Origin of the sequence: Pseudomonas sp. S49 (genome assembly GCF_009866785.1) — a bacterium.
GTDB lineage: Bacteria > Pseudomonadota > Gammaproteobacteria > Pseudomonadales > Pseudomonadaceae > Aquipseudomonas.
Genome location: NZ_CP019432.1, coordinates 3,124,013 through 3,150,039 on the forward strand (window position 1 = coordinate 3,124,013; position 26,027 = coordinate 3,150,039).

A 26,027-nucleotide genomic window follows, 5' to 3' on the forward strand; every position below is an offset into this window, starting at 1 on the left:
TGCGGAGGTATCAGATGTCAAGGACAGGTTTCTTGTCCTTTTCAATCACGGATACCTGCACACCAAAGGACTGACTCATGGCCGCACCAACCCTCGAAAAGCCTGTGGTTCCAGGCATGAAGCAACCGGTTTCTACTCCTCAGGCTGCCGAGGCGGGATTGCCTCTGGCGCTGACGTATCTCTACCCCGAAGGCGTCAAAGTGGTCATTGACCCGCCGCCCACTGCGCAGGCGGACGACACACTGGTCCTGCGCCTGAACGGTGATGCAGTTGCCACTAAAGTCATCATGGCGGGCGAGGAAAATCAGCATGCCAGTCTTTACGTGCGTGCAAAGCTTTGGCAAGACGGGCTCAACACGCTTGAGTACGGACTTGAGCGAGCCACTGTCGAGCTGGAAACCTCATATCCGGTGCGGATCTGGTTTCACAGCAAGCGCCCGGGCCTGGTGGATCGGTTTCCGGAGCAGGACGGGCACTCGGAATTGGCGCTGGAGATTGCGCAGTCGATTCGCGATGAAGGCGTGAATGCCAAGCGAGCCCGCGAGGGGGTCGAAGTCGCGTTGTTTTATCCATTGATGAGAGCGTTCGATACGCTGCTGCTCGATTGCAACGACGTAGTGTTGAGCCGTGTCGTGACCCAGGCTGAAGCGGACCTCGGTCAACCGCTGGTGATCACAATTGATGAGGCAACCTTTATCGCGGCGGGAGACAGCCCGGATTTTCGTGTGAGTTACACCGTGCTCGATTGTGTGGGCAATGGCCCGGATACGAACAGTCCAGACTCGGCGAGTCAGTTCCTTTACGTCAACCTCAAGGGCAATTGGTTCGAAGCGCCGATTATCAGTGAGGATCCCGCCGACGCCGAAGATGATCCGGATACCATTGACCTGCAAAAGCTCGATGGCAGGGCCGCCACTGCCCAGGTTTATGTATCTCGCAACTGGTTGAAAGGCGATGAGATCCAATTGCGCGCGCGCTTCCGTGATGCGAAGGGTAGCGAGGAGTCTTTGACACTGACCGAAACAGTGAAGAACACACCATTCATGTACTCGATTCCGGTGCCAAACAAGTATTTTGCTGATGCCGCGGGTGGCGCGGCAGTTTTTTATTTCACGCGGGTGAGTGGCGATATTTCACTGGATCGTTCAGAGGCGATCACCGTCAGTATTGTGGGGGCCGCGACATCAGACCTGCCGCCGCCGACATTGGTCGGCAGTGGCTACGAACTGGATCCGTTCGGTTTTGCAGAGGGCGTCTATGCGCGCGTCGAGTTTACGGATGCGCGCAAGGGCGATATGGCCAGGCTTGTGCTTGATGGCGTTCCAGGGCTTGGTTCGCCGCTTTTTCAACCGGTCAGGTTCAACAACAATCAACGTGCCAACTTCCTGATCAAACCGCAGGTGCTGGCGGCTAATCACGGTAAAACGCTGAAGCTGTCGTGGGAGTTGATACAGGCCGGAGGTACTCGAATGTCAGCCGTACGCAATGTCATCGTGCGGCGCATTGAACCCGCCGACAGGCGTCTGCCAAGCCCCGATATTCCTCAAAGTCTGGGTAATACGCTTGATCTGGGCGCATTTACTGGCCCCGGTCAGGCGACCTGCAAACCTTGGCCGGCAATGGCTGTCGGGCAATTGCGCTGGTTTCGCGTGTATGGCATCGGGCACGATAATTTGCCCTATGAAATTCCGATCGCCCGCGAAGCCCCGGTGACGGAGCCCGAAGTCAATGCCGGCCTGGACAATACCCTTCCTCGAGAACTGCTGCTGAAGTTCAAACCGGGCAGCATGCTATCGGTAGAGTTGATGGTTGCGTTTGCGGGGAACAAGGACGACAGCGACGCAGTGCTGTTCCAAAGGGTTGAGTACGAGGTTCTGAACCTGCCTGCCACGCTGTTGGAAGATTTCGCCCTTGCCCCGGCGCAAGCCGTGAAAAAGGGCGGTGTGATGGAAACCGCAAGCCTGCAGTTCACTTTCGTCTCAGGCGACGGTGAATGCGCAATCATGCCCCGTGACGAAATCGGTGAGTCGTTTGCGGGGCGGATTGACGGCCAGGTATTGAGCATTGGTCGCGATGCCTTCGGCACAGAACCGGTCGTGGTTGAGTTGGAACTCAAGAACGCCTGTACGCGAATCAGCTTCTGGCAGGTGAGTGTCAACTACGAGAACAGCGTTGTAGAGTATTTTTCTGCCGACAAGACATTGCTCGGCAGCAAGAAGCTGGGCTCGTCCTACGGCGTGCCGATGAGTGTGCTGTTTGCTGCGCCTGCAATCAAATCGATCAGGATCAACTGTCCCACTGCCGACTGGTTCTCCGTGGACCGCATCAAAGTTGATTACTGATCAGCCTCTGGGCCATGCCTTGCAGCAGTGATGGCGGGTTGTAACCGATCAGCACCAGGCTTTCGCCTTGACCGACGCGTTTGCGGGCAAGCACGCTCCCACAGGTTAGGTGGTTTTCACAAATTTCGTGTACGACACCAACATTGTGGGAGCGAGCCTGCTCGCGAAAGCGCTGGGTCAGTCGCCATCTTCTGCGCTCGGTGTACGCGATATCGAGACGGCGAAGGTCTGCAGCTTTCTTACGCTTTCAGTAGTTGTGAGCGCAGCAGTCCCGCATGCTGTTGCAGTTCCGGCGCAGAGTTACGTCCGATCAGCATCCACGCGTGCTCACGTTCAGTCCAATACACCACGTTCATCTCTCGACGACGCTCATGGGCCAACGGCTGACTGCCGCTGTTTGAGCGCGTGACACACAGCGCCAGTGGCCCGTGTTTCGCATCCAGATAAACGATCTGCGCAATGGGCACGCCGTCGTACTCAAGCATTTGTGCCCGTTTGAATTCGGCGCCCGGCAACTTCAAAGTGGCTGGCGAAAGATTCAGGCCAAGACGCGTATCGACCGTACGCAGTTGCGCTCGTTGGGAGGCGTCGTCGGTGGGCAGATGATCGAGCGTCTGCGGCACATACAGCGCCATGTAATCGCCCACCAGTGCGCGCCAGTTGTTCGATTGCGTGGCATGCCAGCCGAGGAATAACCGGTCGGCCAACACGCCACCGGCCAACAGCGCAGCGGCGGCGCCACCGATAAACCAGCGGCGATTGAAGCCCGGAGGCTGCGGCGCTGGAATGGCGTCCAGCCGCGCTTGCAGGCGATCCAGCGGTGCCTGTTGCGCCAGTTCGTCATAGGCGTTCTTGTACGGCAGGTTGCTGCGGCTGAGCCATTGCACGCGCAGACTGAGCAACGAGTCTTCGGCAATGGCGCTGTCGAGTTGATGGCGATATTCCTGCTCGAGTTCTCCGTCGAGGTAGGCGACCAGTTGCTCATCCGAAGGTGTGTTCATGAGCGGTCTCCTTCGGTGGGTTTCGGCACTGCCTGCAACGGCGGGTATTCGGCGAGTTTGAGGCGGGCGGTGGCCAGACGGCTCATCACCGTGCCGATCGGCACTTGCAGGATTTCGGCGACTTCGCGGTAGGACAAACCTTCGACATAGGCCAGATAGACGGTTTCGCGCTGGGTTTCGGGGAGCGCATCGACGCGGCGGATCACTTGCGCGGCCATCACGTGAGTCTGCGCGGCGTATTCACCATCGAACGCCAGTTGGCCATCGGCATCCACCTGGCCCGCGCCCTGACGCACGCGACGAGCGCGCACTTCGTTGAGCCAGATCGAATGCAGAATACTCAACAGCCAGCGATCCATGCGCGTGCCGGCCACATATTGAGCCGAACGTTCCAGCGCCCGCACACAGGTAGCCTGCACCAGATCCTCGGCCACATGCCGATTGCGCGACAGCAGCAAACCGTAACGCCACAAGCGCGCCAGATGCTGTCCGAGTTCTGCTCTGAATGGCTGATCGTTGACGATGATGGCGGCCCTTATAAGTGCTCAGGTTTTCGATGAATCGTTGATGGCTTCGGCCAGGTCCTGGTATTCCTCGCAAGACGTGCCGCAAATCGATTGGATCTGCTGCAACTGCTCCTGCGCCAGATCGACGCGACCTTTGATCACATAGGCCTCACCGAGGTATTCGCGCACTTGCGCGTACTGCGGATCGAGTCTCACCGATTGCAGGTAATAACCGATGCCCTCGTCAGTGCGCCCCAGTTTGCGCGTGGCGTAACCGCGATAGTTGAGAGCCTTGGCGGTGCTCGGTTGCTTCAGTGTGTCGAGCAGCGCCAGGGCTTCTTCGTAGCGACCGGCCTTGGCGAGGCGGTAGGCATAATCGGTACGGTCGGCATCCGAAAGAGCTTTGCTGACTTGCATCACACACTTCTGCGTTTTGCTGTCCCAGACCTGGCCTTTCGGGCATTCGGGCTTCTGCACTTCTTCATCACCATTGGCCAAGGCCAACTGGCTGGCCATCGCCGCGACCAGCAGCAACGGGGCGGCGAACATAACGGAACGGATAGTCATGGGCAAGGCTCCACAGGGGCTTATGTTTCACTTTGAACACCACAGGGTGAATTTTTATTCATTGCTTTATCAGTGACTATTCAAGTTCAGCGTAAATTCAAGCGCTATGCTCGGGAGCGTCTGCCGTCGATCCGATGTTTTGCCGTAAGGAGCGTTGCCATGACCGACCACGTCCACCACTCAGCCGCTGTCGGCTACAAAACCGCCGCCGATACCTACGTCAAAGGGCGGCCGGACTATCCGCCGCAGGTCAGTGAGTGGTTGACTGCGACGCTGGGCCTGGATGGGCATAAAACGGTGATCGATCTGGGCGCCGGCACCGGCAAGTTCACCGGACGTCTGGTGGCGACGGGGGCGCAAGTGATCGCCGTTGAACCGGTGGCGCAGATGCTGGAAAAACTGTCTGACGCCTGGCCCGATGTGCTGGCTGTGAGCGGTACGGCGACCGACCTGCCGTTGCCGGACGCTTCAGTGGATGTGGTGATTTGCGCGCAGGCGTTTCACTGGTTCGCCAGTACCGAGGCGCTGAGCGAAATCGCTCGAGTACTCAAGCCGGGTGGCAAGTTGGGGCTGATCTGGAACTTGCGTGATACCGCAGTCAGTTGGGTGCCGAAACTGGATGCCATCGTCAACGCACTGGAAGGGGACACGCCGCGCTATTACACCGGCGCCTGGCGCACAGCGTTTCCGCACCCGGGATTTGAGAAATTGCAGGTTGAACAGTTTCATCATGGTCATACCGGCTCACCGGAAGATGTGATCTTCAACCGCGTGCGCTCCACCAGTTTCATCGCCGCACTGCCGGAGGCGCAGCGGGCAAAGGTCGATGAGCAGATTCGTGCGCTGATTGCCGCCGAGCCTGGGTTACGCGGCAGGGACGTGGTGACGGTGCCTTACGAAACCGCCGCGTTCGTCGCCGTAAAAAAGGGCTGAATGCCACGACATTCCAGTGTAGGAGTGAGCCTGCTCGCGATAGCGGAGTGTCAGTCACCTCATCTTTGGCTGACACTCCGCTATCGCGAGCAGGCTCACTCCTACAGGGGTTTCAGGTGTTCATAGTATCTGGCTGCACTTTGCCACCGCCTTCCGACGTTCGCGAACCCCACGCACCACCAGATACAACAATGGCCCGCTCGACACAAAAACCGCCGTCAGCAACAAATAAGGCAGCACCGACCAGACCGACTGCCCGTGCGACCGGGCATCCTTGACCATCCACACGCCGGCCAGCGTGGCCAGCAGATACAGATCAATCACCACCTGCGCGGTGTCGGGCCGCGACATCAGGCTGATGCCGAAGTCGATCAATGATTGTTCAGTCTGAAGCATCACCGAAACGGTATAACCACTAAACACGAGCAAAGCCGCGAGGGGCATGGCGATAGACATCATGCAATCCTTCCTTGGTGTGATGAGAGAGTCGCCAGACTAACGTCACCACGCAAAATTGGCCATTGACTTGCCACCAGCCTGCAGGCTAATTTCCAGCCCATGACTTCGACTGTATCGCGTTGCCAGCCAATGATTATTACCGCCATTCCTCATTTGGCGGGCTAGCTCACGACTGCAGCACCCAACCCGCCCTAGAGGCGGGTTTTTACTTTCTGTCTCCGGGGTTTTGAAAAATGTCAGGAGACGACCATGCCGCACAGCCCCGATCAGCAAACCCTGCTTGAGCACTACGTGAAAAAGATCCTCGCCGCGCCGGTCTACGACCTCGCGGTGCGCACGCCGTTGCAAGCGGCGCCGGCGTTGTCTGAGGCGCTGGGCAACCGGATTCTGCTCAAGCGCGAAGACCTGCAACCGACTTTCTCCTTCAAGATCCGCGGCGCCTACAACAAACTGGTGCAACTCAGTGACGAGCAAAAGGCGCGTGGGGTAATCACCGCATCGGCCGGCAATCACGCGCAAGGCGTGGCGCTGGCAGCGCGCGAACTGGGGATCGCGGCGACCATCGTCATGCCGGCGACGACGCCGGAACTGAAAGTGCTGGGTGTGCGCAGTCGCGGTGCTGAAGCGTTGCTGCACGGCGAGAGTTTCCCGTTCGCGCTGGCCCATGCGCTGCAACTGGCGGAACAGACCGGATGCACCTTCGTGTCTCCGTTCGATGACCCGGAAGTGATCGCCGGGCAGGGCACTGTGGCGATGGAAATCCTCCGCCAGCATCAAGGCACACTGGATGCGATTTTTATCCCGGTAGGTGGTGGCGGTCTGATCGCCGGCATCGCAGCCTACGTCAAATACCTGCGCCCGGAAGTACGCATCATCGGCGTCGAATCAGAACACTCCGCGTGCCTGAAGGCTTCGCTGGAAGCCGATCAGCGTGTCGTGCTGCCCAATGTCGGCACCTTCGCCGATGGCGTGGCGGTAGCGCAGATCGGCGCGTTCGGGTTTGAGGTTTGCCGCCTTTGCGTCGACGAGGTAATCACCGTCAGCAACGACGACCTCTGCGCGGCGATCAAGAACATTTACGACGATACCCGCTCGATCACCGAGCCTTCCGGCGCTCTGGCCGTTGCAGGGATCAAGCAATACGTAGCGCGAACCGGGGTGCGCGAGCAGACATTCGTGGCGATCGACTCGGGCGCGAATATCAACTTCGACAGCCTGCGCCATGTTGCCGAGCGCGCCGCAGTCTGCAGCGTCTCGGCGTGATGAAGCTTACGGCAGCAATGGGCGCAGGAAGCTGCGCTCGTAGCTGACGATGAACTTCTTCTCGACCAGGCTGGCAACCAGTGCGGTGCTTTCCGGATCGGTCAGCGCGATGTGCCGATAGCTTTCGTAATCCGCCAGCGACGGAAAACTGAACAGGCAATAAGCGATATTATTCGCGCCTTCGGACGGCAGGAAGTAGCCATGATGGGTGCCGCCCAAGCGCTCGACGATGCCGAGCCAGGCCTTCGCGTAGGCCTCGAACTCAGGCAATTGGTACGGATCAATGACATATCGGACGTGGCAGGTAATCAAGCAACGCACTCCTTGTTCGGGTTTATTCCTGCAGGGCTGTCCCGACTTTGTCCGACGCCGACCAGATGCGATAGCGCACTTCGACGTCCGACGGCGCGTACACCACGACCGGCAACTTGCTGTTGTACCGCAGCATGAAACCGTCACCAACGACCGGCACGAATGCGCGTTTCTTCTGGCTGCCGGGCGGGCAGGCCATCATCGTGCTCATCGGCCCGATGACTTTTTCCAGTCGATAGAACGGATAACCCCAACCTTCAAGATTCTTCTCATCGAGAACGCCGCCCAAACGCTGGCGATTGCAGTCCACTTCAAGAGTTTTGCCGGCGAGGATTTCCACCTGGAAGTTTTCTTCCTGCTCTTGCTTGGGCAAGTGAATGACCTGGCGGGTGAACCCGGCTTCAGCCTTCGGGTACGGCGCGACGTCTTCAAGCTTGGCGGCGTGGGCGAGGGTGGACAGGCTGGCGATGAACAGCCCGGTGGTCGCGTAAACGCGGAAAGAACCCATGGAAGCCTCCGTGCGGGTGTAGGGTGGATAACGGGCATTCTTACCGTCATGGGCCGTGATTGCAAACCAGCGTCGAGTTGCAAATTGCAGTACCCGTCGAGGCCATTCTTGCAATTTGCAAGTAGCCAAATACTGGCACCGCCGCCAAGTGCTTGATTTCATGAGGGTGAAAATGAACCGATGAAAGGCACGCTTTATGCGTCTTTTCAGTGCGGCGCACCGGCCTTGGGCGCCTACACTCCAATGGGCATTTCGCAGTACCACCGCTTGTCGCACCAGGGAAACAGCGGGGACACACCCGTGCAGGGGCAGCAACGGTCAGCGTGAATACTTGATTGGCATCTCACAGTAAGGAGAGGGTTTCGCCATGTTTCTGTCTGCCTTGGAACTACGCAATATCATTGAAAGCAGTTTTCTGCCGAAACGCTGCCAGTGCACGCTGTCGCCGGACTTGTCAATGACCGTCAAGGTTTTCGGCGATCATCAGACCGATCAGGTCTATCTGCTGGTCAGTGGCATCGACGCCAGCCATCTCAATGGCTGTCGTGAAATCAACGAACTGATCGCCGGGCTGCGATCGGATCTGAACCAGCAAACTGTGCAACATCACTACAGCCCACGCTCCAGAGTCGTCTAACGCACCGTTTCACCCAGTTCGACCGTCACGCGCCGGGCCTGCACAAAACCAAGGCCCAGCGCGAACTCGACCAGCACCGCGAGCAAAATCCCGGGGCCGGCATGACCGTTCAGCCATTCCGCAAAACCCAGCACCGCCAAACCAAAACAACCGACGATAAACCCGTTGCTCAGCGCATTGCGCCCCAGCGACGGCGGTGCATTGCGCACCAGATAAAACATCACCCCCAACGCCGCAAACAGCACCGCACTGCGCCGCGCGACAAACCCGGCAGCGTCGGAGTACTCGATGCTCCAGATCGCCAGCAGCCTCTCCGGGAAAATGCCCCAGGCCAGTGCCAGCAAAAAACACAACGAACACGTGAAGCCCGACAACGAGCGAAACGACAACTGCATGGCGAATCCTTGCGGCAGTGAGGAGGGCTCCGAGCATAACCGCCGAAACTCCCCACGCCTACCGCAAACCCGCAAATCAGACGTTTCTGTCAGTTCTGGAAGTTGCACGCGTCAGATAATTTCCGGTAGCTGATCTCCTCGGGCTTACCGGCATTGTCGATGTACTTCATATCGGCCGTGACCACCTTGCACAGTTGCGTTGGCGGCTCGGTCAACGACACCACTTTGGCCACATGCAGCGGCATGCCGTACTCATACGGAACGGCTTTGGACGTGGCGGAAGTGTCATTGGCCTGGGCCAGCCCGGCGAACGCGGTGCAGGCGAGGGCGGCGGTGAGCAATAAAGGACGAATGTTCATGAAAGGACTCCCGAGTGACGGTTCTAGCGTTCGGCGTGATGCACCCGAACCTGCCGCACTGGGCAACAGCCAGAATGGCTGAGGGCGTGCGGTTCAGTAGAGTTTTTGACCACGGCGTTAAGGGATGGTTAACCAAGCTGAACGCCGGCTGTCAGGGAGCGGGGTGGTTTTCTTAGGAAGGTTTGGCGAATTCCTACAAAGGCTGGTGCCTTGTCTGCTTTCGGCGGCTGGAGTAGGGCGGTTATTGTCGGTTGCCGCTGCAAAATCAGTGGTTCGGGTTTGGTCACCTGAGAAAAGTTCATTGCATATGTGCCATCATTTGCATCGCTCGGATTTCACGATCCGTGAAGTGCATTGCTGTGGCGGCTGTGTGCAGGACGCCTTCGGGCGAGCTGAGTTTGAACTGTTCTCGGTTGACCAAGCCTGTACACGGCCGCCTCCCACCGTTTGGTCACGGCTATGGCGGTTACCTTCTAATACAGTTGAGTAATCAGAATGCCAATAATTAAACTGCTACAAAACCGCTATCTCCCTCTCAGCAGCAACGTCACCGAAACGCCGACGCTGCTCATCGACACCCAAGCCAACCCGAAAGACATCCTCGAAGCCGCCGTCCAGCGCATCCGCGCCGCCGCCGACCTGCTAGAAACCCTGCATTGCCTGTGCTTCAAGCACGCCGACGTGCAGGACATTCCACACATCACCCATGCGCTTTACCTGCTGACGCAGGATGGCAATGATTTGCTGCAGGTCGCGCAGCAGCAGATGTTGAGTTGGAAGGCGCCGGTTTGATCTCTGTTTGAATTGTCTAGCACTCACGGGCAGAGGCATTTTCTGCCCGTGCTTGATGTTTACAACAGCTAGTTAGAGAAGAGACTCTGCCTAAGGAGCAGGAGCAAACGGGCTGACCAAGTCTGGACTCCATTTTAACTCAACAATATTCCCAGGTAAAAAACGGACGTGCAGAAATTCGTCACTCCGTGTCCGGCGAGGGAGAGGCAATATCAACTCATGGTTTTCTTTCTTCATACCCTGTCTCAACTGTTCGCCTGTCCGGCTGAGAATCCATGAGACACGAACCGTTTTTCCTTCAATTCTCCGGCAGCACATGGTGCCGCCACCGCTCATGGCAGCAAGATTCCCGCCCCAAAAATCGTTGATCCAAAAACTCAAAATTGGACGATCCGTATAGTTTGACGAGGTCAACATGGCGCCGGGCGTACGAAATAGGTCAACTATTTTTGGGGTGGCGTAGCTAAGCAGCAAAGCCAGTACAGCCAAGGCTATTCGCCTTCTTCGCCATGTTCGTTTTCGACGTGCGTCCGCAGCAATATCTATCAAATGACTAAAATTCCAAGGTAAGAGGTTACATTCCGGCTTTATGCCTGGAGAGGACTTCACCGATCGCGAACCGATGAGTCACACTTAAATTTTTCCTGGATTAGAATCAAGAGGGTTGCTTTAACTTGGATTCAGTAAGCTTATGAGGAGGCTGCACATGCCGCTACCAAGCTGAGGATCTCCAACATTTAATCAAACAGTGAGACCACGCTCGCGTTCTAAATCAATCAATTTTGTCGTTGGACCATCCGCTTCCAGTCGTTCAGTCACGACAGTGGGCCAACGGTTACGCGAGCGATGCTTTGCTCTTTCATAAACAAAGTCTTGAATCTTGTTTGATGGGTAGAAGACTATATTGTTTAGTAGCATTAAAAAATCAGTGCCAGTTAAGTAATTGCTTCCATCTCCAGCTTCTTTTTTTTCACGAATGATTTTTCTCCATGCGCCTAAGTATTCAGATTGTTTTAATTTTAGGTCTAACTGGCTTTTTACAAAGTCATCCGATTCGCTATGAGCTCCAGTGTGGTCGAACCATGGGCCGTTGTTCATATAAGAGCGAATGTATTCCCAAAATCCTTTCTGCATTTCTAATGACTTTCCCGCCGGCGTACCAATGCTGACCATAATTTCGTTTTCAGGCTCTCCCAAGCGCTTCATTAATACTTCAAGCGAGGCGTTTCGGATGCTCCCAGAATAAAGGCCAACCATGTCGAACTCGCAAGCTACAGCCTCTATTCCCTTCCAAGGAGTATGATAGAGCTCTCCTTCGTTGTCGAAATAGACTTCCTGTGTTCGTCGGTTGAAAATTATGGGAAGTGGTAAAGAGCGTCTTGTTTCGATGATGATTGGAACAATGAACAACGGTATCCCGAAAAGTAACATCCAGCCCACTCCGTCCCACTTGCCCAGTAAAGCCATCCAAACGCCAATGATGAGTGCGATCAGAGCTGAAACTCCCCCGAGAAGTCCGCTAAGCAAGCCGCGGTTTCGATCACTGCCAGCTTTTAGTGAAAGATAGTGTTCTGTGTGTTCCTCAGTTATAAAAAGCTCAAGTGGTTGCTCTCCCGTAGACTCGTCGTCACTAAGAACTGCGGTAGGAGCATCACCATATTTCGCCATGATTTTTTCATTGCCGTTCTTAAAGCCATGCCATTTCCTTGACTTCGATGGGCGGTAGTGCGTGCCTTCAAGTAAGGAGTAGTAAGCTATTACCTTTCGGTTTCGTGATCATAAGTCAAACAGAAAAACCGCGCTCCCGTTCTAAGTCTATGAGTCTAAGTGTGGGGCCGTCTTGATGTAAGCGTTCTGTAACTATTTTTGGCCATAAGTTTCGTGTTTTTCTCTGTACATAATTGTATGTGAAGTCTTGTATAGCATTGGTTGGAAAAAAAATTAAATGTCCAATAAGCATAAAGGCGTCAGATGCGGTTAAGTAGTTAGAGTGTCCGGATTTGACTTTTTTATCTGTGATCGTTTTTTTCCAGTATCCCAAAAAGTCTGACGGTCTAATATTGCTCGAAAGCGTTTTCTTTATGAATTCATCGGATTCTGCGTGGTTGCCATTTTCATCAAACCATGGGCCATTATTCATGTAGCTGCGAATGTATTCCCAAAACCCTTTTTGCATATCAAGTGTCTTGCCCATTGGGGAACCCAAACTAACCATAAGAGCATTGTCAGGGTCGCCTAGACGTTTTACTAGTATTTCGAGAGAAGCGTTATTTATACCGCCCGTATAAATGCTTGTCATTTGAAATTCACACGCGATAGCTTGAATGTTGTCCCATGGCGTATGATACAAATCACCATTTTGATCAAAATAAACTTCTTTTGTTCTACGATTAAATAATACAGGTAAAGGCAGTGGTTTTCGTGTTTCAAAATAAAACGGAATAAGGAACATGGCCGCGGCAAGGAAAATACAAAGGCCTACAAGATCCCAGCGGCCTTTTATTATCATCATAAATGCCAATGCAATACTTGCGAGAGATCCTACGCCTGCCGCTATACCTGTTATACCTCCTCTATCTGCATCTCCTGCCATCTGTAAGGTTAAGTAATTCTCTGTATGTTCATCGGTGATGAATAGTTCGCATGGAGGTTGTCCGGTGCTCTCGCTGGCTTTCAATACGACGTTCGACGTGTTGCCGTACTTCGACGCTGCTTGGGCGATAAGGTTTTTTAGATCCATGCTATTTCCTTGATATCAATAGGGGGGAGGTTCAAACCCTCTAGAGGTGAATAAGTCAGTTTTCCGGATATGCTATTCAATGCCCGACCCTCGCGATCTACGTGATATACGCGTCTATAGACTGCCGTTTCGGATTCTTTTGAAATTCGCGTGCCCGAGTGGACGTCAAAATCACTACTCGTCCAGATAACTTTTTCACGCTTTCCACCAAGACCAAATATTCCGCCCCAAATCTCCTCTCCCTCAAATTTAACCATATTGGGCGTGAGTTTTTCTTTGCCTGGTAATTTCAGTAGGAGATATGTGCTCTCAATTACGCCCTTGTATGGGTTCATTTCATTTAAACGATAAGCATCAAAACTAATTGGGAAAACAATTTTATAAAATTCATTCATTGTTTTTTTATAGTCCCCGGACCAGTCAGCGGGGCTAATTCCAAATTTAGTTCCCTTTATCCATTTTTCCAAGGGAGTGTCTTGTGTGTATAGTCTTGCAACAATGCCGCCGACAATTAATATGCTGAGCCCTAATGCTTTAAAGCCGATATGAGGGACCTGTGTCACGCCTCGTCCAATCGCGGCAGCGTCTCCAGCAATAACTGCCGCCCGAGCGGCACGTACTGCACGGAATGTTTTTACATAAAGAGAGATATTTGCTGACGAGGCAGCAGTTAGTCCTGCATTGACGCTTGCAGTGTCATAATCACCCGCCTGATATGCCTCAAAAGTGTCTAATCCATATGCGAGTACGTCCACGGCCGCCGTAAGAGTCTGTAGTCCTGCGGCTTTCCAGCCAAAACCTAATGCGTCAGCCAGTGCGACACGTGCTACAGAAGATTCTTTGCCTGATGCGGTTAGTGCTGCCTCCCAGTTAGTTTCCGCGACTTTTTGCCAAATCGCGGCAGACGCGGCCGCCATACCAAAAGCTCCACCTATAGAGCTGAGAATTGTTTTCGCAGAAGGTGTATTCCAAGCATCATTAGCAGCTGATCTGAGATTTAGTGCTGCAAAAATTGCAACGAGGCATTTGATTGGCGCTTTATCTAGTGAGGCCTTGCTTAGGCTTAATAGGTTTGTTAAGTTTGTTTCATTTTTAACTATGTTGGAAACAGAAGGAAGCTTGATTTTTGATGCGTCAGCGCTTGCAGTTGGCGCTAAAGAGTAAAATGGAAGTCCATCTTCTAATGCCATTGAAGAGGAGGATGCACTTTTCTCTAGGGAGTGGGAGGGCGTTGTTTCGAGTAGGTCGCTAATCCACTTCCCGATTTGTCTTGAATTAACCTTTTCGATATTTAATTTTTGTTGGCTGCGGCCAAGTGCAGCGCTCAAATAAATTTTTGATATTTTTTGTTCTGCTGGCGCAGGGTTTTGTAAGTTTGAACCTAGTATTGGTGAAAGTGCTAGTAGTAAAGCTTCTTGTGACTTCGCAGGGTTGTGCGTTGTTAAGTTTTTTGCGGCGTTATTGATTGCGGCTGCTAGAGCTATCGCTTTGCTTGTTTTTACTGAAGCGCTGGCAAGGCCAGGTATATTATCTCTAGCTGCATCTGCGAGATCTACGATAGATTTAATTTCCGCAATTGTTAAGCGCTGACTCAGTCCCAGTAACGCCCACAGCAACCAAGGCTTCCCTGCCCCTTGTTTATCAGGATCAAGCGCTTCACTCAATGCTTTTGCGCTAAGACTGCAACTAGAGGGGCCAAGGCATGCAGAAGCGAAATTTATCTCAAGAGTTGTTCGCGAGTCTGGAATGGTGATGTCGAAGTGACCAGCTGCCGTGTCTAAGGTCGAGGGGCCTTTCGCCTCAAATGTTTTTAACCAGTCATTCCATAAAATAGAAAGACGGCGGCGATCATCATTGTAACGAACCTCTTCAGTATCCAGCTCTTCCCAGGCTGTTTTCAGTTCTTTGTAGCGTGTGATTGAGGGGAGTTGCTCTTTGATTTTGGCATCATTATCAGCAAGAGACTTCAGTGCTCCCGCCATAGCCCAGTCTTCTGAACGTTTTTTACGACGTTGGTCAAAGGCGTCATGCTGAGAACGCAACATAGCAGCCAAATCAATCCAAACCCCCCATGGGTCATCAGCAATAACATAAGCTTGCTGCTCGCACCGCTTCATGTCATCCAACATTGATGACCAATTAGGTTTGTTTTTGGTTTCCGGCACGCAACTCCATTTGAAACCAATAGGCTCCATGTAATCGCCGATGCGCTCATGGATGCTGGCTGCCTTGCCGCTAGCGGGTGCGGCACCAGGAGTGAAGTTTCGCATGACTCTCGTGCGGACTTTGGCTTGATCTTTCGCTGCGGAGAATTGTTTGTCGCTCCACTTGGCGGGAGACCACGAGATCATCGCGGGTGTCCCTGCGGGCAACATCAAGTAAGGTTTGGAGGATGCGTCGAGTACTTTGCCGCCGCGAGAGGTCTCCTTCAGCATCGCTGCTTCAACACTAAACTCAATCAGCTTTTCAGGAGATGATTGCCAAACGTACAACCAACCATTACGTAGTAATCGCGCTGTGTAGTTCAGTGCCTTATCGCGGGTGGAATCGTTGTCATCTCCCAACTCTGGAAACGTTCCATTTACAGGTGGCAAGTCGAACGCGCTGACATCAATGGCGTGAGAAGGTCCAATAGCATAACGCAACGGTACGACCGCGGTAATCAACGGACACGCAGCGGGTTTGATAGTCGGTTTGTCAGTCATTACACCGCCTCCTGCGGAGTGTCTGTATCTGTTGCCAGCGCTTGTAACAAAGGCCAGTCGAGCACAATCTGCGCATCAATGCCGGTATCAGCTGGAGCGCTATCTAGATCAGGGAAGTTGTTGGTCCATGCGAGCTGCACTTTTCCTTCATGACGTAACCAGACGCTTTCAATTCCGAACCAAAAACCAGCCGGCCAGCTTGCTCCTGATAGCCATGCCTGACGCAGTGGTAGACCGTCGGCCAGCCGTAACCAATATTCTTGGCGGTCAGGAGAGTAGATCCGGGTGCGGCGCTGAAGGAGCTTAAAAATTTCAACCATTGGCTTCTGAGTTTGTAGCCATACAGCGTCATTTAAGTTTGCATCGCCTTGCAACCAGTCGTTCCGAGCTGTGCTGTCGCTAAGAGCGTCGAGCAAGATGGGGCCTGCTTCAGCTATCGGGGCGTAAGGAGTGGCTTGCAGTAGTGGCATGAAGCGATGGCCAGGATAATTTTTAGGCAGCCATTTCAACGCGTCATCAAACCTTGCGCCATCTATCAAAAGGAATCCTTGAGAATTCGGAAGCGTGGTCATTGCTTCGCTCCTTTGGCTGCTTTAGCTGCCTCACAAACTTCGCATACCCCGGATCGGGTGCGGCGGAACAAGATATTTTGTTTTATCAATGCCAGAAGCGGTAACCCGGGTTTGTCTGCATCAGCTATTTTTAGTATCCCCGGCAGTAACGGCGCAGCAGGCGTTCCAACCCCTGGCGCACCACCGGTATTGATCTTCACTTCAGCGCCACTGATGGTCACGCCTCCAGCATCGACCTTCACAAAACTCCCACCAGCCTTGGCCGTGAGTTCCATGCCACCCTCAACCACCACCTTGTCGCCGGCGTGGTAGTGAATCTCCGTCCCGGCCTCGACAAACTGCGCAGTCCCGACCTTCACATGCTGAGTCACCGCCACCGTCAAGTGATCATCCGCACGCATTTCGCTAATCCGATCCAGATGCGTAATCCGGTGTTCTTCAACCTTGAATTCGCTCAGCGTGTTGGCTTCGACAGTGTCGTGCCGTTCGTTGCCCACCCGGATCTTCTGGTCGTGCTCGATGTTTTCGTCCCAGTCGCGCTGGGCGTGGATGTAGATCTGCTCGGCGCCTTTCTTGTCTTCGATGCGGAACTCGTTGTAGCCCTTGCCGCCCGGTGAGCTCAGGGTTTTGAAGGTGCTGCGGGTTTTGTTTGCCGGCAGGTCGTAGGGGACGACGTTTTCCTTGTGGTACAGGCAACCGGTGACCAGCGGCTGGTCGGGATCGCCTTCGAGGAAGGTGACGAGGACTTCCATGCCGATGCGCGGGATGGCGATGCCGCCGTACGCTGCGCCGGCCCAGCCGCTGGCGACGCGCATCCAGCAGGTGGTTTTGTCGTTGGACTGACCGTCGCGATCCCAGTGGAATTGCACTTTGATGCGGCCGTACTGGTCGCAGTGGATTTCTTCGCCTGCGGGGCCGGTGACGACCGCGGTCTGGCTGCCGAGGACTTTTGGTTTCGGGTGTTCGAGGGCAGGGCGGTAGTGTGCGTCCCACGGGGTGGCGAGGAAGCTGTTGCGGTAGCCCTGGTGGAAATCGCTTTTGTTGTCGGTGACGTCGCTGGTGACATTTTCGCCGAGGACTTGCGGTTGTTTGCCTTCGTGGAAGACTTCCAGCAGCAGCCACAGGTCGTTCCACTCGGCGCGCGGGTGTTCGGCGAGTGTGAGGAAATGGCCGCTGGTGAGGGTTGGTTCGTCACCTTTGCCTTCGGCGAGTTTGTAGTCGCTGCGATGGCGTTCGAGGGCGCGGGTGGAGAGGAACTTGCCGCGCTCGCGGGTGGTGAAGCGGCCGGGGTAGTCGTAGTCCTCAAGGTCCGGGGCGAACTCGGTTTTGACCGCGCCTTCGGGGAGGATCTTTGGTTTTTCGAAGTCGTAATCGCGGCGGCTGACGCGGGTGGTGCGGGTTTCCAGACGCAGGTTGAAGCGTTTGATCACCGGTTTGTCGGCGGCCATGCCGGAGTCTTGCTGGTAGCTCACCGGTTTCAGCTTGCGGAACACGGTCTGGTCGTCGCCAAACACCAGTTTGTGGCCGCTGCTGCTGTGCTGGAAGTGGAAGTGAATGCCTTCTTCTTCGCACAGGCGCTGGATGAAATGCAGATCGGATTCGTCGTACTGCACGCAGTATTCGCGTTCCGGGTACTCGGCGCCGAGCTGGAAGCTGTAGGCGTCGGCGAGGATGCCGCGATCCTCCAGCACCTGGGCGATGATCTTCGGTACGGTCAGTTGCTGGAAAATCTGCTGATCGTGGTTGTGCCGCAGGTAGGCCAGTTGTGGCACCAGGCTGAGGCTGTAACGGGTCAGGGTTTTGCCGGAGTCGCCTTGCTCGATGCGATAGACCAGACCGTGGATCTTGCCTTCGCCGGTCGGGCCGAAAGTCAGGACGCCGGGCTTGTGCAACAGCTCTTCGAGTTTGAGGTCGGGGCGGGCGCTGACGAGTTCGAGGTCGAAACGGAACGGTTGGTTGAGGGCTTCGCGACCGGTGAAGCTGAGGACTTGCAGGTCGGCGTTGGCGCCTTCAAGCGTGAGGGTAATGTGGGTTGCGTTGGCGTCCAGCATGCCTTGAATTCCGTCCGTTGAATAAGCAGGTGACGGATGATGGAGGATTAAGCGGCCTCGTTCAAGGCACAAAAGCCGTAGGTCTGGCAGGTTTGCGGTATAGGGAAAACCCTTAGATGAGGTGTTTGGCCCAATGAAACCGGGTGTTTAGTGCGAATTGGCGTTGATCGCCGGCAACTTTTCCCACGACCCTGGGTTGAAGAATCCGCAGTCAGATTCAGACTAAAGTCGCCTGTAGCACGTCAAAGCCATCTGCCATCATTGCCGCTCACCCCTGCGTGTTCACTTTCTCCTGGTTCAATTCGACCCGGGACGGGAGCTATTTTTCTGGCTTGTTGCGCGCTTGCGCAAACGCTGCATTGTTGGAGTTTTTCATGCGTCCCCCATTTCCCCTCATCACCCCGCGCCAGTCGTTTGGCTTCGGAGCCGTTGTGCTGTGCGCAGGTTTTACCGCACAGGTTCAGGCCAGCGGATTCTTTGAAGACACCACCGCGAAAATCGAATCGCGCACGGTGTACTTCAACCGCGATTTCCGTGATGGGAGCACCTCGAACGCTCAGGGCGCCTCCAAGCGTGAAGAGTCGGCACAGGGCTTTATTCTCAACCTGCAATCGGGCTATACCGAAGGTACGGTGGGTTTTGGTATCGATGCGCTGGGCATGCTCGGCTTTCAACTCGATTCCAGTCCGGACCGCAGCAACAGCGGCTTGCTGCCTTCCAGCGGCAACGATCCACGCGGCTCGAAAGGCCAATACGCGAAAATGGGCCTGACCGCCAAGGTCAAGGTCTCGGACACGGTGCTGAAGTACGGCGCACTGCTGCCGGATCTGCCGTTGCTGAAATACAACGACGGTCGTTTGCTGCCGACCATGTTCAACGGTGCCATGCTCACTTCTAAAGAGCTGAAAGACCTGACCTTCATGGCCGCGCGTCTGGACAAGTACACCGCGCGTGATTCCACCGATTCGCAAGACATCCGCGTGCACTGCAAGAACAAGCGCTACGCCTGCAACACCACCGCCGACCATTTCGACATGTACGGCTTCGATTACAAGATCAACGATCGCCTGACCGCGCAGTATCACTACGCCGAACTGGAAGACATTTATCGTCAGCACTTTGTCGGGCTGTTGGGTAATCAACCGTTAGCTGGCGGTGTACTTAAAGCGGATCTGCGTGTGCTGAAAAGTGCCGACAGCGGTGATGCCAAGGCCGGTTCCATCGATAACCGCGCGTTGAGCGGCATGTTGTCGTATGCGCACAGCGGTCACACGTTCAGCGCCGGTTGGCAGCGCATGAACGGCGACAACTCGATGCCGTACCTCGATGGCAGCAATCCGTATCTGGTCAACTACGTGCAGGTCAACGACTTCGCCGCTGCGCAGGAACGTTCGTGGCAGTTGCGTTATGACTATGACTTCAAGGCCATTGGTATTAATGGTTTGAGCTTCCTGACCCGTTATGTGAACGGTGACCACATCAAGGTGTTGGGCAGTGATCAGGAAGGCAAGGAGTGGGAACGTGACAGCGAGTTGAAGTATGTGATTCAGACGGGCACGTTCAAGGATGTGAGTCTGCGTTTGAGGAATGCTACGTATCGCACCAATTATGAGAAGTTTGCCCGGGATGTGGATGAGACACGGTTGATTGTGAGTTATAGCTTTTCGGTGTTGTAAGGCGTGGAGTTGTAGCGTCTGATCGACTGCTTTCGCGAGCAGGCTCGCTCCCACATGGGTTCAATGCCGGACACAACATCTGTGTTCACTGAAGATCTATTGTGGGAGCGAGCCTGCTCGCGAAGGCGTCCTTACAACCAATGCCAGAACCGGCTCCAGAACCCCCGATTCAAATCCTCCTTGCACCCGGCATACTGCCGCGCATACACATCCGAACGGTTCTGCACTTTGCGCGCTGTCGGCATCAGCCAGGCTTTGCTCGCGTAGGTCTTGTTGCGGAAGCCGCCCCAGCCTTCGTGGTAGTTGAGGTACTGGTTATAGGCGTCGTACTTGTAGACGCCGTTGATCGAATAGGTTTTGTCCATGTACCAGCCGACAAAGTCGATGGCGTCGTCGAAGTCTTCGCGATCGGCGCCGCTGCGGCCGGTGCTTTTCTGGTAATCGGCCCAGACTTCATCTTTGGCTTGCGCATAACCCGAGGCGGTCGAGACGCGGCCCCACGGGATCACCCAGAGCAAGTATTTGCGCGGGGTCTTGGCGTCGTAGCGGTAGCCGGATTCCTGATACATGATCGCGAAGGGCACCTGAATCGGTACGCCCCAGCGTTTTTGCGTGACTTGCGCAGCGTCGTACCAGTCGCTTTTTTCGCGGAAGATTTCGCAGATGTCTTCCGGCGAGCGGGGCGGCGAGGTGCCGCACCCGCTCAGTAGCGTTGCCAGTGTCAGTAGTCCAAGCGTCTGCCTGTAATTCAAAAGCCGTTATCCCGTCGTGCGCAAAAAGGCCGACAGTTTACGCGCTCAGCTCAATTGATGACGATAGGGCAAATCCGGGCCAGTCTTGCTGCAGGTCAGTGCGGCGGCTTGTACGGCGAACTTGAGCATGGCGTCGATCTGCTCGCGCGCGAGTTGCTGCACGCCTTCGACCGAATCCAGACCGTTCTCGGTCAGCCAGGTGATCAGCGCGGCCTGGAAGGTGTCACCGGCGCCAACGGTATCGGCGATCTTCACTGAGGCCGCCGGCACCGACCAGTTGCCATGCTGGCGGCTGAACACACTGGCGCCGTCGCCGCCGCGGGTGAGGAAGACGACTTGGCAGCGGTGTTCGAGCCAGCCTTCGATCACGCGCTGCGGGTCCTGTTCGGGGTAGAGCAGGCTCAGGTCTTCGTCGCTGACCTTGATCAGATCGGCCAGTGGCACCAGCGTCGCGATGCGTTCGCGCCACAGGTCGATGTTCGGCTCGGGATTGAGGCGTACGTTCGGGTCGAGGGTGATCAGGCGTTTGCCGCTTTCGCGCTGTACCAATGTCAGCAAGGTGTCGCCGATCGGCTGCACCACCAGCGAGAATGAGCCAATGTGCAAGCCGCGCACCTCAGGGCCCAACACCGGCAGATGCGCAAGATTCAGTTGCCGATCGGCACAGCCTTCACCACGAAAGCTGTAGTGCGGCGAGCCATTGGCACCGACGGCGACCATGGCCAGCGTGGTCGGCGCGGCGAAATCCACCAGATAGTCCGGGCGCACACCTTCATCCTGCAGCACTTGCTGCAAGCGGCGGCCAAGGTAGTCGGTGGACAGTCCGCCAAACAGGGCCGAGTCCACACCCAAACGGCGCAAACCGACGGCGACGTTGAACGGCGAGCCGCCAGCAATCGCCTTGAAATTCACTTTCGAGGCCAGTCCGCTGGCGTCGTCTTCGCTGAAGAAATCAAACAGGGCTTCGCCACACACCAAATACATAATTGTTTGCTCTTTATAGGGTTGCGACATGCTGTTGATAGCGTTCATAGGCCTGCTGGAACGCCGCAACGTTGGCGGCAATCGGCAGGGTTTCACTGCTGGAATCGAGTTTCACGCAGCGCTGGCACAGGTCGGAGAGGGTGTCTTCGTGGCCGTTCGACCAGGATTTGCACCACGCCGCTTGAATCGCTGCGCCCAAGGCTGCGGCTTCACTTTGTTCGGTGCAGATCACCGGGGTGTTCATGATGTCGGCGACGATCTGCCGCCACACCGCGCTTTTCGAACCGCCGCCGATCAGGCAAATGCTGCGGCTTTGTAAACCATTGTGGCGGAGTAAATCCAGCCCGTAGCGCAAACCGAAGGTGGTGCCTTCGACGGCCGCGCGGCACAGATTGGCCTGAGTCAGGTTGTCCAGCGTCAAGCCGTGCAGGCTGCCGGTGGCGTGGGGCAGGGCGGGCACCCGTTCACCGTTGAGGAATGGCAGCATGCTCACGCCATCAGCGCCGATGGGTGATTGCGCGACGAGCTGGTTGAATTGCTCCAGGTCCAGATTGAACAGCTCGCGAATCGCGCCGGTGGCGTTGGTCAGGTTCATGGTGCAGATCAGCGGCAACCAGCCGCCACTGGACGAGCAGAAGGTCGCGACCGAGGCGTCCGGGCTGACTTTCGGCACCTCGGAATAGGCGTACACCGTGCCGGAGGAGCCGAGGCTCATGGTGATCGCGCCGGGCTGAATATTGCCGGTGCCGATGGCGCCCATCATGTTGTCGCCGCCACCGCTGGAGACCTGCGCATTGGGGTTGATGCCGAGGTGTTCGGCAATCGCCGGGAGGATGGTGCCGACAGATTGATGTGCATCGATCAGCTCAGGCAGGGCGGCTTGCAGGCGCCCGCTGGCGTCGATGTCGCGCAGCAGTTGCAAGTCCCATTGGCGGGTGCGCACGTTGAAATAGCCGGTGCCGGAAGCGTCGCCGTACTCACTGCACGCGCGGCCGGTGAGCCATAAGTTCAGGTAGTCGTGGGGTAGCAGAATGCGTGCGATGCGTGAGAACACCACGGGGTGCTGTTCTTTGGTCCAGAGCAGTTTCGACACCGTGTAGCCCGGTGCGATGACCACGCCGAGGCGTTCCAGTGAGCCTTTTTCACCGCCCAGATGAGTGAGCAGACGGTCGTTCTCGGCGCTGGTTTCGGTGTCGCACCAGAGCTTGGCCGGACGAAGCACTTCACCTTGGTCGTCGAGCAGGACCAGACCGTGTTGCTGGCCCGAGACGCCGATGCCGAGGATCGACTGGCCATCGACATCCGCCGCCTGCAGTGCGCGGCGGGTGGCGAGGGTGAAGGCTTCCAGCCATTGCTGGGTGTCTTGCTCGCGACGGCCGTTGGCGCCGCTGATCATCGTGTGTGCGGCGGCGCCCTGGCCGAGGACTTGACCGCTGGCGGCGTCGAGGATGATGGCTTTGGTGCCTTGGGTGCCGCAGTCGATGCCTAGGAACAGTTGTTGTGTTGTCATGTGTGAACCCGTTGGGTTGCGGTGAAGATCAAGAGCTTACCCCCTCACCCCAGCCCTCTCCCCCAAGGGGGCGAGGGGGAAAGGGAGCCGATCGGGGGGCTGTTCAAAAGCTGAGTTCGACTCCGGTTCTCTCAAACCAGGGCTGTTCAAATCCTGAGTTCGACTCCGGACGTTCAGGTCGATGTAACTTGCACAAACCACTCGGTCAGTTCCCTCTCCCTCCGGGAGAGGGCTAGGGTGAGGGGCTTTTCAATCCAGAATCCGCTGCAAAGTCCGCGTCACACCTTCTTCACGCAAGCTGTTGCAACACCACTCAAACGCCGCCACAAACGCCGCCGAACGCGGTATCGCCGTGCCGAAAATCTCTTCAACCGCCAACAACCGCTGCGTAATTAAAGCATCGTCCGCCACCAACGCCTGACAAAACGTCGCGCGCGGATCCGGGATCGAATAGCTATCGCCATTCTCATCCACCCCCTTCAAATACAACGCCCACGCAGCGACCACCAGAGCCGCACGCTTGGTCTCCTGCCCATCAGCAATCAAGCGATTGATCGTCGGGATGGTGAACTTGGGAAACTTCGACGAACCGTCCGAACACACCCGCTCCAGCTGATCGGCAATCGCCTGATTGGAAAACCGCGCCACCAATGTGTTTTTGTAATCCGTCAGATCAATGCCAGGCACCGGCGCCAGTTGCGGGGTCACGTCCAGGTCCATATAAGCGCGCATGTAGCGCACGAACAGCGGGTCGTTCATGGTCTCGTGCACAAACCGGTAGCCCTTCAAAAAGCCCAGATACGTCAGCGCGAGGTGGCTGCCGTTGAGCAATTTGATCTTCATTTCTTCGTAGGGCGAAACATCATTGGTGAACTGCACGCCAACCTTTTCCCAGGCCGGGCGACCGTTGCCGAATTTGTCTTCCAGTACCCACTGCACAAACGGTTCGCAGACCACCGGCCAAGCATCGTCGACGCCGTGTTTGTCGGCCAGTTGCAAACGGTGCGCGGTGCTGGTCATGGGGGTGATGCGGTCGACCATGGCGTTGGGGAAACTGACGTTGGCGTCTATCCAGCTGCACAGATTGCTGTTGCGCAGTGTGGCAAAGGCCAGCAGCGCCTTGCGCGTCACGGCGCCGTTGTGCGGCAGGTTATCGCAAGACATTACGGTAAACGCCGGAATGCCCGCTGCCCGGCGCTTTTCCAGGGCTGCACACAAGAAGCCGAACACGGTTTTCGGGTCGTCTGGGTGGGCCAGGTCGTGTTGAATCTGTGGCAGGTGCGCCATGAATTCGCCGTTGCTGTCGTCGATGCAGTAACCGCCCTCGGTGATGGTCAGCGAGACGATGCGGATTTGCGGGTCGGCGAGTTTGTCGATCAACGCCTGGGCGCCGTCCTCGGCCAGCAGCATGTCGCGAATAGCGCCGATCACGCGCACTTCGGTGTCGTCGCTGTCACCGAGTTCGAACAGGGTGAACAGGTAATCCTGCTCCTTGAGGTCGTCGCGTGCGCGGCGGTCCTCAGTGCGCAGGCCGACGCCGCAAATCGCCCAGTCGAGGGCTTCGCCGGTATTCATCAGCGCGTCGGTGTAATACGCCTGATGCGCGCGGTGAAAGCCGCCGACGCCAATGTGGGCGATGCCCTGGCGCGTGTCGCTAAGGTTGTAGGCCGGTAGTTGCACTTCGGCGGCCAGACGATGGAGGTTCTGTTGGTTGAGTTTCATCGGGAATTCTCGAAATCAGGCCGCAGCGCGCAGCGGACGGGTCAACGCGACACCTTCGGCATCGAATAAATGGCAATGAGCAGCATCGAGGTGCAGGCTCAGTTGTTCGCCGTAACGGCTGGCCAGATCCCCGCGCACGCGCATGGTCAGGGCTTCGCCGGCGTTGGTGGTGACGTGGCAGAAAGTGTCGCTGCCCAGGCGTTCGCTGACGTCGGCAGTGACTTGCAGGCTGCAGTCGCCCGGTTGCGCCAGTTCCAGATGTTCCGGGCGAATGCCGAGGGTTACGGCGCTGCCGACACTGAGGTTGGCAGCATTGAAGGGCAGGGTGATGCGCGTGCCGGCGTCCAGCGACACTTCGCAGCTCTGGCCGTCGACGCGGGCGATCTTGCCTTTGAGGAAGCCCATTTTCGGCGTGCCGAGGAACCCCGCGACGAAGAGGTTCGCCGGGTTGTGATACAGGTCCAGTGGCGAGCCGACCTGTTCGATCTTGCCGCCATTGAGTACCACGACTTTGTCGGCCATGGTCATCGCTTCGACCTGATCGTGGGTCACATAGATCATCGTCGCTTGCAGGTCTTTGTGCAGGCGCAGCAGTTCCAGGCGCATCTGCACGCGCAGTGCGGCGTCGAGGTTGGACAGCGGTTCGTCGAAGAGGAAGATTTTCGGATTGCGCACGATCGCGCGGCCGATGGCGACGCGCTGGCGCTGGCCGCCGGAGAGCTGTTTCGGCTTGCGCTCAAGCATCGGCCCGAGTTCGAGAATGCGCGCCGCTTCGCCGACTTTCTTCTCGACTTCGGCTTTCGGTACGCCGGCCAGATCGAGGGCGAAGGACATGTTTTTCTTCACGGTCATGTGCGGGTACAGCGCGTAGGTCTGGAACACCATCGCCAGATCGCGCTTGGCCGGGCTGACTTCGGTGATGTCACGGCCATCGAGTTCGATGGTGCCGTCGCTGACTTCTTCCAGACCGGCAATCAGCCGCAGCAGGGTGGATTTGCCGCAGCCCGACGGGCCGACGAAGACCACGAATTCCTTGTCGTTCACTTCAAGGTCGATGCCTTTGATGATGGAGAAGCCTTCGAAGCCTTTTTGCAGATTCTTGATTTTCAGGTTGGCCATGATGATGGGCCTCCGCAATTTATTATTGGGTTAAACCAGATCGGCTTTTCTGTGGGATCGAGCCTGCTCGCGAATGCGGTGTGTCATTTACCAATGATGGTGACTGACACGGCCTCATCGCG

At 56.1% G+C, this 26,027-nt stretch carries 24 protein-coding genes and 1 pseudogene; 6 read left to right on the forward strand and 19 right to left on the reverse strand.

The annotated features are described in order from the left end of the window. The first annotated feature begins 77 nt into the window (after nucleotides 1–77). The gene (locus PspS49_RS13815; protein ID WP_160039788.1) at nucleotides 78–2,342 is read left to right on the forward strand and encodes a hypothetical protein; all 2,265 of its coding nucleotides are present in this window, start codon (nucleotides 78–80) and stop codon (nucleotides 2,340–2,342) included. 239 nt (nucleotides 2,343–2,581) lie between these two features. Here PspS49_RS13815 and PspS49_RS13820 read toward each other — a convergent pair whose 3' ends face one another. The 3 genes from PspS49_RS13820 to PspS49_RS13830 form a co-directional block, all read right to left on the reverse strand. After that, on the reverse strand, nucleotides 2,582–3,343 hold the full coding sequence (locus tag PspS49_RS13820; RefSeq protein WP_160039790.1) for a transcriptional regulator: 762 nt from the start codon (nucleotides 3,341–3,343) through the stop codon (nucleotides 2,582–2,584). Continuing rightward, nucleotides 3,340–3,777 carry a sigma-70 family RNA polymerase sigma factor gene (locus tag PspS49_RS13825; protein ID WP_238786354.1) on the reverse strand — a complete coding sequence of 146 codons (438 nt, stop codon included), beginning with the start codon at nucleotides 3,775–3,777 and terminating at the stop codon, nucleotides 3,340–3,342. Before PspS49_RS13825 ends, PspS49_RS13820 begins: the two co-directional genes overlap by 4 nt. A 111-nt stretch (nucleotides 3,778–3,888) precedes the next feature. Then, nucleotides 3,889–4,416, reverse strand: coding sequence for a tetratricopeptide repeat protein (locus PspS49_RS13830; protein ID WP_160039792.1), 528 nt, complete (start codon nucleotides 4,414–4,416; stop codon nucleotides 3,889–3,891). Nucleotides 4,417–4,575: 159 nt separating this feature from the next. On the opposite strand from PspS49_RS13830, the gene PspS49_RS13835 reads away from it, so the two are divergent. Continuing rightward, complete coding sequence (locus PspS49_RS13835) at nucleotides 4,576–5,349, forward strand: class I SAM-dependent methyltransferase (RefSeq protein ID WP_160039794.1); 774 nt, start codon at nucleotides 4,576–4,578, stop codon at nucleotides 5,347–5,349. Between the two features lie 120 nt (nucleotides 5,350–5,469). Here PspS49_RS13835 and PspS49_RS13840 read toward each other — a convergent pair whose 3' ends face one another. Then, nucleotides 5,470–5,808: a DUF2834 domain-containing protein gene (locus PspS49_RS13840; RefSeq protein ID WP_160039796.1), complete on the reverse strand. Its 339-nt coding sequence runs from the start codon at nucleotides 5,806–5,808 to the stop codon at nucleotides 5,470–5,472. Nucleotides 5,809–6,057: 249 nt separating this feature from the next. Here PspS49_RS13840 and ilvA point away from each other — a divergent pair. Next, nucleotides 6,058–7,047 (forward strand): annotated as a pseudogene (gene ilvA / locus PspS49_RS13845) (threonine ammonia-lyase, biosynthetic); the annotation flags it as partial. Nucleotides 7,048–7,077: 30 nt separating this feature from the next. Here ilvA and PspS49_RS13850 read toward each other — a convergent pair. Beyond that, nucleotides 7,078–7,383, reverse strand: a complete 306-nt coding sequence (locus tag PspS49_RS13850) for an NIPSNAP family protein (RefSeq protein WP_102901851.1) — start codon at nucleotides 7,381–7,383, stop codon at nucleotides 7,078–7,080. A gap of 22 nt (nucleotides 7,384–7,405) precedes the next feature. Further along, a complete protein-coding gene (gene eco / locus PspS49_RS13855) occupies nucleotides 7,406–7,891 on the reverse strand; it encodes a serine protease inhibitor ecotin (RefSeq protein WP_150730142.1) in 486 nt (161 codons plus the stop codon). 367 nt (nucleotides 7,892–8,258) lie between these two features. Between eco and PspS49_RS13860 the strand changes: the two genes are divergently transcribed. Then, entirely contained in the window at nucleotides 8,259–8,528 is a 270-nt protein-coding gene (locus PspS49_RS13860) for a DUF1652 domain-containing protein (RefSeq protein ID WP_160039800.1), read from the forward strand. Here the strand turns inward: PspS49_RS13860 and PspS49_RS13865 are convergent. Continuing rightward, complete coding sequence (locus tag PspS49_RS13865; RefSeq protein ID WP_077573050.1) at nucleotides 8,525–8,923, reverse strand: hypothetical protein; 399 nt, start codon at nucleotides 8,921–8,923, stop codon at nucleotides 8,525–8,527. The genes PspS49_RS13860 and PspS49_RS13865 overlap by 4 nt on opposite strands. A gap of 89 nt (nucleotides 8,924–9,012) precedes the next feature. Continuing rightward, nucleotides 9,013–9,282, reverse strand: a complete 270-nt coding sequence (locus PspS49_RS13870; protein WP_016985200.1) for a DUF2790 domain-containing protein — start codon at nucleotides 9,280–9,282, stop codon at nucleotides 9,013–9,015. A gap of 495 nt (nucleotides 9,283–9,777) precedes the next feature. Here PspS49_RS13870 and PspS49_RS13875 point away from each other — a divergent pair, with 495 nt between their 5' ends. Then, nucleotides 9,778–10,074: a hypothetical protein gene (locus PspS49_RS13875; protein WP_007912147.1), complete on the forward strand. Its 297-nt coding sequence runs from the start codon at nucleotides 9,778–9,780 to the stop codon at nucleotides 10,072–10,074. Nucleotides 10,075–10,164: 90 nt separating this feature from the next. On the opposite strand, the gene PspS49_RS13880 is transcribed toward PspS49_RS13875, so the two are convergent. The 6 genes from PspS49_RS13880 to PspS49_RS13905 all read right to left on the reverse strand — a co-directional run bounded on the left by PspS49_RS13880 (nucleotide 10,165) and on the right by PspS49_RS13905 (nucleotide 18,142). Beyond that, a complete protein-coding gene (locus PspS49_RS13880; RefSeq protein ID WP_238786344.1) occupies nucleotides 10,165–10,563 on the reverse strand; it encodes a DUF3304 domain-containing protein in 399 nt (132 codons plus the stop codon). 252 nt (nucleotides 10,564–10,815) lie between these two features. Then, nucleotides 10,816–11,742, reverse strand: coding sequence for a DUF6708 domain-containing protein (locus PspS49_RS29830; RefSeq protein WP_238786345.1), 927 nt, complete (start codon nucleotides 11,740–11,742; stop codon nucleotides 10,816–10,818). Between the two features lie 115 nt (nucleotides 11,743–11,857). Continuing rightward, nucleotides 11,858–12,814, reverse strand: a complete 957-nt coding sequence (locus tag PspS49_RS29690) for a hypothetical protein (protein WP_174245059.1) — start codon at nucleotides 12,812–12,814, stop codon at nucleotides 11,858–11,860. Next, nucleotides 12,805–15,519, reverse strand: a complete 2,715-nt coding sequence (locus PspS49_RS13895; RefSeq protein ID WP_238786346.1) for a toxin VasX — start codon at nucleotides 15,517–15,519, stop codon at nucleotides 12,805–12,807. Before PspS49_RS13895 ends, PspS49_RS29690 begins: the two co-directional genes overlap by 10 nt. Beyond that, the gene (locus tag PspS49_RS13900) at nucleotides 15,519–16,091 is read right to left on the reverse strand and encodes a DUF4123 domain-containing protein (RefSeq protein ID WP_160039802.1); all 573 of its coding nucleotides are present in this window, start codon (nucleotides 16,089–16,091) and stop codon (nucleotides 15,519–15,521) included. Before PspS49_RS13900 ends, PspS49_RS13895 begins: the two co-directional genes overlap by 1 nt. Further along, the gene (locus PspS49_RS13905) at nucleotides 16,088–18,142 is read right to left on the reverse strand and encodes a type VI secretion system tip protein VgrG (RefSeq protein WP_160039804.1); all 2,055 of its coding nucleotides are present in this window, start codon (nucleotides 18,140–18,142) and stop codon (nucleotides 16,088–16,090) included. The genes PspS49_RS13900 and PspS49_RS13905 overlap by 4 nt, the downstream gene beginning before the upstream one ends. 374 nt (nucleotides 18,143–18,516) lie before the next feature. On the opposite strand from PspS49_RS13905, the gene PspS49_RS13910 reads away from it, so the two are divergent. After that, nucleotides 18,517–19,818 (forward strand): OprD family porin, encoded by a 1,302-nt coding sequence (locus tag PspS49_RS13910; protein ID WP_150751535.1) that lies wholly within the window; start codon nucleotides 18,517–18,519, stop codon nucleotides 19,816–19,818. A 131-nt stretch (nucleotides 19,819–19,949) separates the two neighbouring features. Here PspS49_RS13910 and PspS49_RS13915 read toward each other — a convergent pair whose 3' ends face one another. From PspS49_RS13915 to ugpC, 5 genes are all read right to left on the reverse strand, one after another. Next, a complete protein-coding gene (locus tag PspS49_RS13915; RefSeq protein ID WP_007912129.1) occupies nucleotides 19,950–20,570 on the reverse strand; it encodes a hypothetical protein in 621 nt (206 codons plus the stop codon). Between the two features lie 45 nt (nucleotides 20,571–20,615). After that, the gene (locus tag PspS49_RS13920) at nucleotides 20,616–21,554 is read right to left on the reverse strand and encodes a carbohydrate kinase (protein ID WP_160039806.1); all 939 of its coding nucleotides are present in this window, start codon (nucleotides 21,552–21,554) and stop codon (nucleotides 20,616–20,618) included. A 13-nt stretch (nucleotides 21,555–21,567) separates the two neighbouring features. Continuing rightward, the gene (xylB, locus tag PspS49_RS13925) at nucleotides 21,568–23,064 is read right to left on the reverse strand and encodes a xylulokinase (RefSeq protein ID WP_160039808.1); all 1,497 of its coding nucleotides are present in this window, start codon (nucleotides 23,062–23,064) and stop codon (nucleotides 21,568–21,570) included. A 249-nt stretch (nucleotides 23,065–23,313) separates the two neighbouring features. After that, nucleotides 23,314–24,786, reverse strand: coding sequence for a mannitol dehydrogenase family protein (locus PspS49_RS13930; protein ID WP_160039810.1), 1,473 nt, complete (start codon nucleotides 24,784–24,786; stop codon nucleotides 23,314–23,316). A gap of 15 nt (nucleotides 24,787–24,801) precedes the next feature. Then, on the reverse strand, nucleotides 24,802–25,905 hold the full coding sequence (ugpC, locus tag PspS49_RS13935; protein ID WP_150751530.1) for a sn-glycerol-3-phosphate ABC transporter ATP-binding protein UgpC: 1,104 nt from the start codon (nucleotides 25,903–25,905) through the stop codon (nucleotides 24,802–24,804). Nucleotides 25,906–26,027: the final 122 nt, after the last annotated feature.